The sequence below is a fragment of the Paraburkholderia sp. 22098 genome, assembly GCF_052045935.1.
Classification (GTDB): domain Bacteria; phylum Pseudomonadota; class Gammaproteobacteria; order Burkholderiales; family Burkholderiaceae; genus Paraburkholderia; species Paraburkholderia caledonica.
The window spans coordinates 1-13,184 of the sequence record NZ_JBQEPV010000010.1 but is presented as its reverse complement, the minus strand read 5'-3'; the positions used below and the strand labels follow the sequence as shown (position 1 = coordinate 13,184).

Genomic DNA, 13,184 nt, shown 5'->3' with positions numbered 1-13,184 from the left:
ATGTCGGTGAACACGTCGGCTAAACCGGAAATCCTCGCGCTCGGCGAGGCGATGATCGAGTTCAACCAGTCCGCGAAAGACGAGCCGAACTATCTGCAGGGCTTCGGCGGCGACACGTCGAACTTCTGCGTCGCGGCGGCGCGGCAAGGCGCGCGTACCGGCTTCGTGTCCGCGGTCGGCGCCGATCATTTCGGACGCCTGCTGATCGATCTGTGGGAGCGCGAGCAAGTGGATACCGCGCTCGTACGCGTCGACCCGAATGCGTCCACTGGCGTTTATTTCGTCTCGCATGGTCCGGACGGTCACGCGTTCGACTATCTGCGCGCAGGTTCCGCGGCGAGCCGTTATGCGCCGCGCGACCTACCGCTCGACGCAATCGCCGCTGCCAAAGTCATTCACCTGTCGGGTATCAGTCTCGCGATCAGCCTGAGCGCGTGCGACGCGGCGCTCGAAGCCATTACGCATGCGCGCGCCAATGGCGTGCAGGTAAGTTTCGACACGAATTTGCGCCTGAAGCTGTGGCCGTTGAACCGGGCCCGCGCGGTGATGCTCGAAGCCATCCGCCAGACCGACATCTGCCTGCCAAGCTGGGACGATGTCACCGAACTCACCGGTTTGACCGGTCGCGACGAGATCGTCGATTTCCTTCTGTCGCACGGCCCGCGCGTGGTTGCGCTGAAGCTGGGCAAGGAAGGTTCATACATCGCGACGCCCGACGAGCGGCGCGTCGTGCCTGGTCACGTTGTCAACGCGGTCGATGCAACCGGCGCGGGCGACTGCTTCGGCGGCGCGTTCATCGCACGGCTAGTCGAAGGCGACGATCCCTTCGAAGCGGCGCGTTATGCGAACGTCGCCGCGGCGTTATCCACGCAAGGCTACGGCGCGGTCGCGCCGATTCCTTCGCGGGCGGCGGTCGAACGGATTCTCGCGGGCTGAGCGTCGCGCGTTACGTGTCACATTACGCGCCAAACTACGCGTCATTACGAGCCGCATCAAGCGTCGCAATATGCGCCGCAATACGGGTCGAGCCAGAGCGAACCATCTTGAGAGACTAAACGAGGAGCGAGCAATGCAACGGGACGTGGTGGTGGTGAGCGGTGTGCGTACGGCAATCGGCGGTTTCGGCGGCAGTCTGAAAGACTTTCCGCCCACCGACCTCGGCGCGCGCGTCGTGCGCGAGGCCCTCGCGCGTGCAAACGTGTCCGGCGACGAAGTCGGCCACGTGGTGTTCGGCAACGTCGTGCATACGGAACCGAAAGACATGTATCTGGCCCGCGTGGCCGCCATCAACGGCGGCGTCGCGCAGCACACGCCCGCGCTGACCGTGAACCGTCTGTGCGGCTCGGGCTTGCAGGCGATCGTGTCGGCCGCGCAAAGCGTGCTGCTCGGCGACGCGGACATCGCGATCGGCGGCGGCGCGGAGAACATGAGCCGCGCACCTTACTCGATGCCCGCCGCGCGCTTCGGTCAGCGCATGGGTGACGCCCGCCTCGTCGACATGATGGTCGGCGCGTTGAACGATCCGTTCCAGTCCATTCACATGGGCGTGACCGCCGAGAACGTTGCTCGCAAATACGACATTTCACGCGAAGCGCAGGACGCGCTCGCGCTCGAATCGCATCGCCGCGCAGCCAACGCGATCACGAGCGGTTACTTCAAGGAACAGATCCTGCCGATCACGATTCCGTCGAAGAAAGGCGACACCGTGTTCGATACCGACGAACACGCGCGCATGAACGCATCGGCGGAAGATTTTTCCAAGCTCAAGCCCGTGTTCGCGAAAGAAAACGGCACGGTCACGGCGGGCAACGCTTCGGGCATCAACGACGCTGCCGCTGCGGTCGTTCTGATGGAGCGCAGCGTTGCCGAGCAGCGCGGCATCAAGCCGTTGGCGCGGCTCGTTTCGTACGCGCATGCGGGCGTCGATCCCGCCTATATGGGCATCGGTCCCGTGCCCGCGAGCCGCAAGGCGCTCGAGCGTGCCGGGCTGACGGTTGCGGACCTCGACGTAATCGAGGCCAATGAAGCGTTCGCCGCGCAAGCCTGTGCGGTCAGCAAGGAACTGGGCTTCGATCCGGCCAAGGTCAACCCGAATGGTTCGGGCATTTCGCTCGGTCATCCGATTGGCGCCACCGGCGCGTTGATCACCGTGAAGGCGTTGTACGAACTGCAACGCATTGGCGGCCGCTACGCACTCGTCACGATGTGCATCGGCGGCGGGCAGGGCATCGCCGCGATCTTCGAACGGATCTGAGTCGCCTGAAGCGCAGCAGGCAGTAGCCAAGGTAATTGAGGAAAGAACGGATGCAGGAATCGAAACCGGTTAAAGGCGCGATGCGTCGGCGCGGCTGGACGGCTATGAGCGTTGCCGCATTGCTGTCCGTGAGCGTGGTGGTGTCGGCGCCGGAAACGGCGCGAGCGCAAAGCGATGCGGTAAAGGAACTCGCCGCGCCCCCGCCGATCCAGTTGCCGCTCAAGCCGAGCCCCGAGTTCGCCAGATTTCCGCGCTATAGCGGCATGCTCGGCTCCCGCCAGATCGTGCTGCGCCTTGGTCCGAAGACGGACGATCCGTCCGGCGTTCATGGCGAGTATCAGTTCACGGACACCGGTGAAGTGATTCTGATCGCCGGCGACCGCGATGGCGACACGCTCGAAGTCGAGGAGTCGAACGACGGCACGCACATTACCGGCAACTGGGTCGGCAAGTTCGCGGCGGACGGTTCCGTGGCGGGCGACCGGATGAACGTGGACGATTCGAACCCCCAGCCGTTCGATCTCAAGCCGCTGGCAGCCGGGCAAGCGGTGCCGGCAGCGGCCGCTGCTCCGAAAGACGGCAAAACCGCTGCGGGCGGCGCGGCTTCCGCGACTCGCTCCGATGCGGCGGCGCCCGCAGCCGCGGCTCCGCCGGCAGCGCCAACGGGTGCGGGCCGGCCGGTAGGCGGCGTCAGCAACCTGCAAACCGGCGAGTGATTCCGCGTCCGGTGATCTTCGCGGATTCGCGGCACCCACACCCGGCGCGGCGAAATTCCGCCGACTCGTCTACTCTTGCGTGAGCGGCGCGGCGTTCGCCGCTTTTCGCATCGTCTTTCTTCATTGAATTCATCATGACCCAATCCAAACTCAAACGGTCTTTGCAGACTCGCATCGTGCACGCAGAGGACAAGCTCACGCCGGGCTTCGAGTCTTTCTCCATGCCGGTCACGCGCGCGTCGACCGTCGTTTTCCCGGACCTCGCGACCATGCGCGCGCTCGACTGGAAAAACGACGCCCAATGGCGCTATGGCCTGCACGCAACGCCCACGTCGCTCGCTCTTGCGCAGCGCCTTGCCACGATCGAGGGCGGCAATCACGCGCTGTTGCAGCCTTCGGGACTGTCGTCTATTTCGAACGTGTACTTCGGGCTCGTCAAAGCGGGCGACGACGTGCTGATTCCCGACAACGTCTACTCGCCGAACCGCGATCACGGCGACTGGCTCGCACGCGACTTTGGCGTGACCGTTCGTTATTACGATCCGATGATCGGTGCGGGCATTGCCGAGCTGATCCAGCCGAACACGCGGCTCATCTGGCTGGAAGCACCCGGTTCCGTGACGATGGAAGTGGCCGACGTGCCTGCTATCACCGCGGCCGCCCGCGCGCGCAACGTGGTGACGGCGATCGACAACACCTGGTCCGCCGGGCTCGGTTTCCGTCCGTTCGATCACGGCGTCGACATCTCGGTGCAGGCACTCACGAAGTATCAGTCGGGTGGCGGCGACGTGCTGATGGGCGCCACCATTACCGTCGATCGCGAACTGCATCTGAAGCTCAAGGCGGCGCGCATGCGCATGGGCATCGGCGTGTCGTCGGATGACTGCTCGTTGATCCTGCGCAGCCTGCCAACGATGCAGGTGCGTTTCCAGCAGCACGACCGCTCGGCGCTCGCGCTCGCACAGTGGCTGAAGACGCGGCCGGAGATCGCCGCGGTGTTGCATCCGGCGATTGAAGACTGTCCGGGGCACGAGTTCTTCAAGCGCGACTTCACGGGAGCTGGCGGATTATTTTCCGTCGTGTTCGACGGACGGTATAGCGCCGCGCAGATCGACACCTTCTGCGAGTCGCTGGAGCTGTTTGCCATCGGCTGGAGTTGGGGCGGCGCGCATAGCCTCGTGATGCCGTACGACATTGCATCGATGCGCACCGAAGGCGAGTGGCCACATCGCGGCACGCTGGTGCGGTTCTATATCGGCCTCGAGGAAGAAGCCGATTTGCGCGCGGATATCGAGCAGTGTCTCGCGGCACTCGCGTGAACTGACGCTGCGTCGGCGCAGTGAGATAAGCCCACCGTGACGCATTCGCGGTGGGCTTTTTATTGTGCTGCGCTCAGCGAGTCGCGGCCATCAGGCGCAACGATGACGCAACCACGCCCGCGCGCAGCAGACTTCAAAACAACCGCAACAACCCATCCAGTCCTACATAGTTGAACGCCACGCTGGCGGCTTCACGTACGACCGGCTTCGCGCGGAACGCAACAGAAAGTCCCGCTTCGGCCATCATCTTGAGATCGTTGGAGCCGTCGCCCATTGCGATTGCGCGCGACGGCTCGATGCCGAGCTGCGCGCAGGTCTCGCGCAGCGTGCGCGCTTTCACATCGGCATTGACGATCTCGCCGATCACTTTGCCCGTCAGCTTGCCGTCCACGATGTCGAGCGTATTGGCGCGCGTGAAGTCGAGGCCGAGCCGTGCCTTCAGCTTCTCGGTGAAGAAATTGAATCCGCCGGAAACGAGTAGCGTTTTCAGTCCCGCTTCTTTCGCGCCTGCCAGCATCTGCTCGGCGCCGGGCGAAAGCTGCAGGCGTTCTTCATAGACGCGTTCGAGCGCGCTTGCGTCGAGTCCCTTGAGAAGCGCGACGCGGCGCGTCAGGCTTTCGTTGAAGTCCTTGATCTCGCCGCGCATCGAGGCCTCGGTGATCGCGGCGACTTCCGCTTTCAGACCGCAGAAGTCCGCGATTTCGTCGATACATTCGATCGTGATCAGCGTCGAATCCATGTCCATCGCGACGAGGCCGAAGTCGCGCAACTGACGGCCCGCTTCGACAAACGCGTAATCCAGCCGATGCGTGCCGCAATAAACGTCCAGGTCCGGACGCTGTGCAATATCGGCGTCGGAGATGCGGATAGCGTTTGCGTCGGCGACGGTGGCGTGCGAGCCGCGCGAGAGCGCAACGAGCGTTTTGTGATGATCGGCGGAAATCGGCGCGGGGCTTTGAATGACGAGGTTCATGAACGACGCATTGACGAGAAAAAGGCGAGCGCGGGGCTCGCAGGAAATCCGCTTATTGTAACGGCTCGACAGGGTGCGCCGTCGCGGGCGTCAAAACGCGGGTTAGCGGCAATGCAATCCCCGCGCGCCTCGTTCATACTGACGAGTCAAACGATGCGCCACGCTCGCTGCATCCAGGCCTTCGAGTCGGCGCGAGAGCGCCTTCAACGAGAAAGGCTTTGACGACCGCTCGCTCGCAAAGCACCGCCAGAACACACTAAATGCGCGGAGCACGGTCATTGCGATGCAGGAGCAACAACGCACACTATACGGAGACAACGCATGCCCACGGCGACCGCCGGCGACACAGCCATCCTCGCGCGCGACTTCGACCTGCGCCATCTGAGCCCCGAGTTCTACGCGAATCCATACCCGGTTTACAGCGCATTGCGCACGCATGAGCCAGTGAAGCGCATGCCGGATGGCTCGCTTTTCCTGACGCGGTTTCGCGACGTGCAGGCCGTATATCGCGACCCGAAGACCTTCAGTTCGGACAAGACCGTCGAATTCAAGCCCAAGTACGGCGACTCGCCGCTCTACACGCATCACACCACGAGCCTCGTGTTCAACGATCCGCCGCGCCATACGCGCGTGCGCAAGCTGATCGCCGGCGCGCTGACCGCGCGCGCGATAGCGGCGATGGAACCCGGTCTGGTGCGTCTCGTCGACGGTCTGCTCGATGCCGCGGCTGAACGTGGGCGCATCGATCTGATCGGCGAATTCGCGTCGGCGATTCCGGTGGAGATCATCGGCAACCTGCTCGACGTGCCGCATGCGGAACGCGAGCCGTTGCGCGACTGGTCGCTCGCTATTCTCGGCGCGCTCGAACCTTCGCTCACCAGCGAGCAGTTCGAACGGGGCAATCGCGCGGTGACCGAGTTCGTCGACTACCTGCGCGATCTGGTCGCGCGGCGCCGGCGCGAACCGGGCGATCCTCAACACGATGTCCTCACGCGCCTCATTCAAGGCGAGCGCGGCGAAAGCGGCGACGGCGAACAATTGTCGGAAGAAGAGTTGCTGCAGAACTGCATCTTCATTCTGAATGCCGGCCACGAAACGACCACGAACCTGATCGGCAACGGGCTTGTCGCGCTGACCGAATGGCCCGATCAGCGCGCCGCGCTGCTGGAAGATCCGTCGTTGATCGAATCGGCCGTCGAAGAATGTTTGCGCTTCGAGAGCTCCAACCAGCTCGGCAACCGCATGGCGACCAGCGACACGGAGATCGGCGGCCTGCCGGTAGCTCGCGGCACGCCGATCACGCTGTGCATCGGCGCCGCCAATCGCGATCCGGAGCAGTTTGCGGAGCCCGACCGCTTCGATATCCGCCGCGCGCCCAACCGCCACCTCGCATTCGGCTTCGGCATCCATCAGTGCGCGGGTCTGTCGCTCGCGCGGCTCGAGGCGCGCATTGCCATTGGTCGGTTCGTCCAGCGGTTTCCTGCTTATCGACTGGACGGAGAGCCGACGCGCGGCGGACGCGTGCGGTTTCGCGGTTTCGCTTCGGTACCGCTGCTTTGCCGATAGAGGTAAGGGCGGCAATGCACGGGACTCCGTAGTTTTTGCCGCCAACATGCAAGACTTACAGCGCGGCGTGCGCATAGCCCAACGGCCTTGCGCCGCGCGTCGTCAAAAAACCGTGGCACGCTTGGTGCTTCTCCATGGGTCTTAGGCCCAGGGAGCGCACGATGGCACATATGATCTGGAAAGGCGCGATCAGCTTCGGCCTTGTCCACGTACCGGTGCAGTTGTATCCGGCGACGAAGTCGGAGAAGGTCGGCTTCAACCTGCTCGACAAGCGCACGATCGATCCGGTCGGCTATAAGCAGATCAACAAGCGCACCGGCAAGGACGTGACGCGCGATAACATCGTGCGCGGCTTCGAATACGAGAAGGACAAGTACGTGGTGCTGACGGATGACGAGATTCGCGCCGCGAATCCCGAATCCACGCAGACGGTGGATATTCTCGCTTTCGTCGACGCGCCCGACATCTCGTTTCTCTACCTCGACACCCCGTACTTTCTGACGCCCGACCGCAAAGGCGAAAAGGTCTATGCGCTGTTGCGCGAGGCGATGAAATCGTCGGGCAAGGTCGGCGTGGCGAGTGTCGTCTTGCATAACAAGCAGCATCTTGCCGCACTGATTCCGGTCGGCCCGGTGCTCGCCCTGAACACGCTGCGCTGGGCAGAGGAAGTCCGCGACTTCGACGAATTCAAGCTGCCGGCCGAAGGCACCAAGGCGGCGGGCGTCAGCGCGCGTGAGCTCGACATGGCGCAGAAGCTGATCGACGACATGAGCGATACCTGGGACCCATCGAAGTATCACGACACGTTCCGCGACGACATCATGGCGCTGGTCGACCGGAAGGTCCGCGAGGGCAAGACCGAGGAAATCACCGATATCGAAGCGCCGCGCGAGTCGCGTCAATCGGCCGACATTCTGGACTTGTCCGACCTGCTCAAGCGCAGCCTTGGTCGCGGTAAGAGCAAGCCTGCTTCGGGCACGCGCAAGCGCGCTGCCGCCGACGAGACTGCCGACGAAGACAGCGATTCGCAAGAGGACAGCGGCTCGACGGCGTCGCGTAAAAAGCCACGCACGACGCGCTCCACGCGCGCGCCTCGCTCGAGTGGAAGCGGCACTAGCAGCGGCAGTGGAGGCGGCCGGGCCACAGCCAAGTCGACTACGACCGCGCGCAAGCGCCGCGCGGCGGCATGATGGAGCGGCGGGCGCAACAGGGCAGAGATAGCGGCGAGAACCGCGGCATGAACCCGCTCGTGCGCCGGTCCGACGGCTCCGTTCGCTCGGTTGGCTGCGTTGACTCGGTTCAGGCGCCGCAAGCCATCGCCACCTCGACCCCGATGGAGTTCGCGCGATGAACGACCGACTCGATCTCTACAACCGCAAGCGCCGCTTCGACGAAACGCCCGAGCCCGCCGGCAACAAGGCGACCAAAAAGCGCGTCGGGCGCAATGCGGCGCGGCCAGGACCGGACGAAGGCCTGTCGTACGTGATTCAGGAGCACCACGCGCGGCGCCTGCACTACGACTTCCGTCTCGAATTGAACGGTGCACTGCTTTCGTGGGCGGTGCCGAAAGGGCCGAGTCTGGATCCATCGGTCAAGCGTCTCGCCGTTCATGTCGAAGATCATCCGGTCGAGTACGGTTCGTTCGAAGGCGAAATTCCGGCGGGCAATTACGGCGCGGGCACGGTGATCGTCTGGGATCGCGGCACGTGGGAGCCGGTCGGCGGCGCGGCCGAGGCGGCGCGTGCTTATCGGGCCGGCAAGCTCAAGTTCCATCTGCACGGCGAAAAACTGCACGGCGGCTGGACGCTCGTGCGCAGCCACATGCGCGGCAACGCCGACAAGGAGCAATGGCTGCTCATCAAGGAACGCGACGACGAGGCGCGTCCCGAGAGCGAATATGATGTTCTCGCAGAACAGCCGGGCAGTGTGCTCGGCGCCGCGCCGGCCTCCAATGGCAAAGGCGGCAAGCAGGCCAGCAAGCAGACGAGCAAGCAGACGAGCAAGCCAAAAGACAAGCAGGTTGCAGCGAAGCGAACTGCGGCGGCTCCCGTCCGCGGCGATCCGAAGCGTCCGGACATCGTGGCGACGCGCAGCAGCGAGTCGCTGCGCGAACTCGCTGCTGCGCCGGCAATAGAAGGCGCGGTGGCAGCGAAACTGCCCGCGACGCTCAAGCCACAGTTGGCGACGCTCGTCGACGCTACGCCGCCCGGGGACGACTGGTCGTACGAAATCAAGTTCGACGGGTATCGCGTGCTCGCTCGCATCGACGCGAGCGGGAAGGGCCGCGACGTGCAGGTGTTCACGCGCGCGGGCAACGACTGGACCGCGAAGTTCGGCAAGCAGGTGAAGGCGTTCGAACGACTCGGAGTGGAAAGCGCGTGGCTCGACGGTGAAGCCGTGGTGCTCGACGAGAACGGCGTGCCCAACTTTCAGGCGTTGCAAAACGCGTTCGATTCGAACCGGCCGCAAGACATCGTCGTCTATCTGTTCGACGTGCCGTTTCTGAACGGCTACGACTTGCGCGGCGTGCCGCTGCAGCAAAGACGCGCGATTCTGCGCGCGCTGCTCGAACCCGTCGACGACAGCGTGCTGCGCTTTTCGAACGACTTCGAGTTCAGCGCCGACGATCTGCTGAAAAGCGCGTGCGATATGGCGCTCGAAGGGATCATCGGTAAGCGGCGCGACAGCGGCTATAGCTCCGGCCGCTCGGCCACCTGGATCAAGCTCAAATGCCGCCGACGCCAGGAGTTCGTGATCGGCGGCTATTCGGAACCCTCGGGCAGCCGCGCGGCCTTCGGCGCACTGCTTCTCGGCGTGTACGACAGCAAGGGCAAGTTGCAATATGCGGGGCGCGTCGGCACCGGTTTCGACGCCGCGTTGCTGCGCTCGGTGAAGAAAGAACTCGACGCACACGAGACGAAACGCATGCCGTTCGCGAGTCCGCCGCGCGAGCGCAGTCGCACGCCGGTGCATTGGGTCGAGCCCGTGCTCGTCGCCGAATGCAATTTCGCCGAATGGACGAGCGACGGTATCGTGCGCCAGGCGTCGTTCGTCAGTTTGCGCAGCGACAAGCCGGCGCGCCAGATCGTCAAGGAAGCACCACGCAAGGGGGACGACGTGCAACAGCAAACCGATATCGAGGCCCAATCCGACACGGCGCCGAAGAAACGTTCAGGACGGCGCGCGGCGGCTGAAGCGGATGACGACGTGCAGACTTCAGGCGCGAATAAGAAGCGCTCTGCCGGCAAAGCGGCGGCGGGAGAAGCAACGGACAACGACACGGAAAAGGGCGTAAAAGCCACCGCGAAGGCGTCGGCTAAAACGACCACTAAAACGACCGCTAAAACTGCTGGCGAAGCAACGACAACCACGCCGGCCGCAAAGACAGCGAGCAAAGCAGCTGCCAAAACCGCCACACTGAAAGACGAAGCCGCGGACACTAAACCCGCCGCATCGCGATCGAAAAAATCCGCGTCGCCCGCCGAAGTCGCCGGCGTTCGCGTATCGCATCCGGACCGCGTGATCGACAAGAGCACCGGCGCGCGCAAGATCGACCTCGTGCAGTACTACGAATCGGTCGCGCGGTGGATGTTGCCGCATCTGGCGGACCGGCCTGTGTCGCTCGTGCGCGCACCCGAAGACATTGGCGGTGAACTGTTTTTCCAGAAGCACAGCCAGAAGCTGTCGATCCCGAACATCACGCAGCACCCCGGGCTCGACCCCGGTCATCCTCCGCTCATCACCGTGGAGAGTGTGAAGGCGCTGGTCGGCGCCGCGCAAATGGGCACCATCGAATTTCACACTTGGAATGGCGTCGCATCGAACATCGAAAAACCGGATCGCGTCGTGTTCGACCTGGATCCGGATCCGTCGCTGGGATGGGACCGGATGATCGAGGCCGCTCAGCTGACGCGCTCGCTGCTGGACGAACTCGGCCTCACGTCTTTTTGCAAGACGAGCGGCGGCAAGGGCTTCCATGTCGTGGTGCCGCTGTCGAAACACGCGGGTTGGGACGAGGTGAAAGAGTTTTCGCAGGCGGTCGCTCAGCACATGGCGAGCACGCTGCCCAAATATTTCAGCGCGAAAATGGGCGCGCAAAATCGCAAGCAGAAGATTTTCGTCGATTATTTGCGCAATAACCGCGGCTCCAGCACGGTCGCCGCGTTTTCCGCGCGGGCGCGGCCGGGGCTCGGCGTTTCGGTGCCGCTCGCCTGGGACGAAGTGGCGTCAACCACTGGCGGCGATCAGTGGAATATCGCGAACCTGCATGAGCGTCTTGCAAATCTGAAGAGCGACCCGTGGGCCGACTACTCGAAGACTCGCCAGCGCATCACCGCGGCAATGAGAAAACGCCTGAACGGAGCGTAGCCGGCGCGTTCGCGTCGGCTGTAATAGTGAACGCACAAGGAGCGGGTTATGAAAAGCACACCGCAATCGTCGGACGGCGGCAAGCAGGCCGATCCGCATGCCGAGAAGCATCCGGAGTCATTGGAAGACGCAGCCGCGCCGTTGCCCCATGAGAACGACCAGAGCGCCGGCTCGCAGCACGACGAAGAGCCACGGCGTGTCGGCAAGCAGGCGCATAGCGACGTCGAGCGTGGGCTGCAGGACACGGATCGCCGCGGCGGCGGCGAGTATCAGGAAAAGACGCAGAACGACGCGCAGGCCGACGTGAACACCGATGGGAAATCGTCAGGTAACGCAGCCGGCAAGGCTGGCTCGTGAGGTATTGCAAGCTGACTTCCGGCTGCTGACGGAAGTCGGCTTGGCGCTAGCTGCAGATCTTCTATCTGTGAGTTATGCCGAACCGAGGCTAACGGACGCATGGTTCACGACGACCTCGCGAACCTGCTGTCCTTCTCACAGTCCGCGTCGGCGCTCAGATCAGCGATGCCGCATGTCACCAATCTCACTCCGGCTCCACGTCCCAGAAGGGTGGATCGCCGAAATGCGCGGCAAGAAAGTCGATGAACGCGAGCGTCTTCGGCGGTACGAAGGCGCGGCTCGGATACACAGCCCAGATCGCCACCTTCTCGGCGAGCGGGTAGTTTTCGAGCACGCTCACCAGTTCGCCTGTGCGCAAAAACGGCGCGACGTCCCATGTCGATTTGAGCGCGATGCCGAAACCCGCGAGGAGCGCGTCGCGGATCACTTCGCCGTTGTCGGTGACCATGCGCCCGCTCACGCGCACGTCGAGCGTTCCAGCCGGCGTTTCGAATGCCCAGTCGCGTTGATCCGACAGAATCATGCACTCGTGCTGTACGAGATCCGATGGATGATGTGGTGTGCCGCGCTGCGCCAGGTAGGACGGGGCCGCACACAACACACGCCGGTTGACCGCGAGGCGGCGCGCGACCAGCGAAGAATCTTTGAGCACGCCGATACGGATCGCCACGTCGATACCCGCATCGACGAGATCGACAAGCTGATCGGTCAGCCGCAAATCGACGCTCACGCCCGGATAACGCCGCAGAAACTCTGTGATGACGGGCGACACGTGTTGCCGCCCGAACGACGACGGCATCGACACGCGCAGGCGGCCTTGCGGTTCCGCTTGCCCTCGGCCCACCGAAGCGCGTGCTGCGGCGGCCGCGTCGAGCAGCGCTTCGGCGCGCGCCATGAAGACTTCGCCGTCCTGCGTGAGATTGATGCGGCGTGTGGTTCGATGCAGCAGCCGGGCGCCGAGCAGCTTTTCCAGTTGCGCGATCCGCGAGCTTGCCACCGCCGCAGACAGGCCGAACTCGCGTCCCGCCGCCGACACGTTTGCCAGCAGCGCGGCGCGCACGAATAGTGCGACGTCGAGCAAGTCCAGCCGATCGCGTTCGCTGCCAGCCAGCCGCGAATCGCGAAGAGTAGATGCCGGAACGTCCATTATTTGGAAAATCAAAAAGATGTTTCAGCGATTATGCCGCTTTTATCGAAGTAAGAGGCGGCTTACGATCATGTCCATGGATCGGCGGTCTCTGTGAAACGGCGCGGGCAGCAAGCATCAAAACCCGTGCGGACCTCACCGGTTCTTCAACCTCATCCGAACAAACACGGGAGCACTTATGAAAGCCGTTGGCCTTTACCGCTATTTGCCCATCGACCAGGACGAAGCCTTGATCGACGTGGATATCCCCAAACCCGAAGCGACGGGTCGCGATCTGCTCGTGAAAGTCGAGGCGATCTCGGTCAATCCGGTCGACACCAAGGTGCGCGCGCCGAAAGATACCGTCGAAAAGGCGCCGCGCGTGCTCGGCTGGGACGCCGCAGGCACGGTCGTCGCAGCAGGTCCGGACGTGACGCTGTTCAAGGTCGGCGATCCGGTGTTCTATGCGGGCAGCATCACGCGACCGGGCGCGAACAGCGAGTTT

The 13,184-nt window shown here is 63.7% G+C and carries 11 protein-coding genes; 9 read left to right on the top strand and 2 right to left on the bottom strand.

The annotated features are described in order from the left end of the window. The 4 genes from ACTJLB_RS21170 to ACTJLB_RS21155 all read left to right on the top strand — a co-directional run bounded on the left by ACTJLB_RS21170 (position 1) and on the right by ACTJLB_RS21155 (position 4,289). A complete protein-coding gene (locus ACTJLB_RS21170) occupies positions 1–936 on the top strand; it encodes a sugar kinase (protein ID WP_131321198.1) in 936 nt (311 codons plus the stop codon). Between the two features lie 133 nt (positions 937–1,069). Further along, positions 1,070–2,254 carry a beta-ketothiolase BktB gene (gene bktB, locus ACTJLB_RS21165; RefSeq protein ID WP_114196985.1) on the top strand — a complete coding sequence of 395 codons (1,185 nt, stop codon included), beginning with the start codon at positions 1,070–1,072 and terminating at the stop codon, positions 2,252–2,254. A gap of 50 nt (positions 2,255–2,304) precedes the next feature. Further along, on the top strand, positions 2,305–2,970 hold the full coding sequence (locus ACTJLB_RS21160; protein WP_408417910.1) for a hypothetical protein: 666 nt from the start codon (positions 2,305–2,307) through the stop codon (positions 2,968–2,970). A gap of 134 nt (positions 2,971–3,104) precedes the next feature. Beyond that, the gene (locus ACTJLB_RS21155; RefSeq protein ID WP_020065871.1) at positions 3,105–4,289 is read left to right on the top strand and encodes a cystathionine beta-lyase; all 1,185 of its coding nucleotides are present in this window, start codon (positions 3,105–3,107) and stop codon (positions 4,287–4,289) included. 133 nt (positions 4,290–4,422) lie between these two features. Here ACTJLB_RS21155 and serB read toward each other — a convergent pair whose 3' ends face one another. Further along, positions 4,423–5,262 (bottom strand): phosphoserine phosphatase SerB, encoded by an 840-nt coding sequence (gene serB / locus ACTJLB_RS21150; protein WP_440784357.1) that lies wholly within the window; start codon positions 5,260–5,262, stop codon positions 4,423–4,425. Between the two features lie 321 nt (positions 5,263–5,583). Between serB and ACTJLB_RS21145 the strand changes: the two genes are divergently transcribed. The 4 genes from ACTJLB_RS21145 (at position 5,584) to ACTJLB_RS21130 (ending at position 11,553) form a co-directional block, all read left to right on the top strand. After that, the gene (locus tag ACTJLB_RS21145) at positions 5,584–6,828 is read left to right on the top strand and encodes a cytochrome P450 (RefSeq protein WP_440784356.1); all 1,245 of its coding nucleotides are present in this window, start codon (positions 5,584–5,586) and stop codon (positions 6,826–6,828) included. A gap of 161 nt (positions 6,829–6,989) precedes the next feature. Next, a complete protein-coding gene (gene ku / locus ACTJLB_RS21140; RefSeq protein WP_020065874.1) occupies positions 6,990–8,018 on the top strand; it encodes a non-homologous end joining protein Ku in 1,029 nt (342 codons plus the stop codon). A 157-nt stretch (positions 8,019–8,175) separates the two neighbouring features. Then, positions 8,176–11,196 carry a DNA ligase D gene (ligD, locus tag ACTJLB_RS21135; protein WP_440784354.1) on the top strand — a complete coding sequence of 1,007 codons (3,021 nt, stop codon included), beginning with the start codon at positions 8,176–8,178 and terminating at the stop codon, positions 11,194–11,196. 48 nt (positions 11,197–11,244) lie between these two features. Then, positions 11,245–11,553 carry a hypothetical protein gene (locus tag ACTJLB_RS21130; protein WP_020065876.1) on the top strand — a complete coding sequence of 103 codons (309 nt, stop codon included), beginning with the start codon at positions 11,245–11,247 and terminating at the stop codon, positions 11,551–11,553. 184 nt (positions 11,554–11,737) lie between these two features. On the opposite strand, the gene ACTJLB_RS21125 is transcribed toward ACTJLB_RS21130, so the two are convergent. Then, positions 11,738–12,700, bottom strand: a complete 963-nt coding sequence (locus ACTJLB_RS21125; RefSeq protein ID WP_440784353.1) for a LysR family transcriptional regulator — start codon at positions 12,698–12,700, stop codon at positions 11,738–11,740. A gap of 178 nt (positions 12,701–12,878) precedes the next feature. Between ACTJLB_RS21125 and ACTJLB_RS21120 the strand changes: the two genes are divergently transcribed. Continuing rightward, positions 12,879–13,184 (top strand): alcohol dehydrogenase catalytic domain-containing protein (locus ACTJLB_RS21120; protein ID WP_440784351.1); only part of this gene is annotated, 306 nt, incomplete at its 3' end.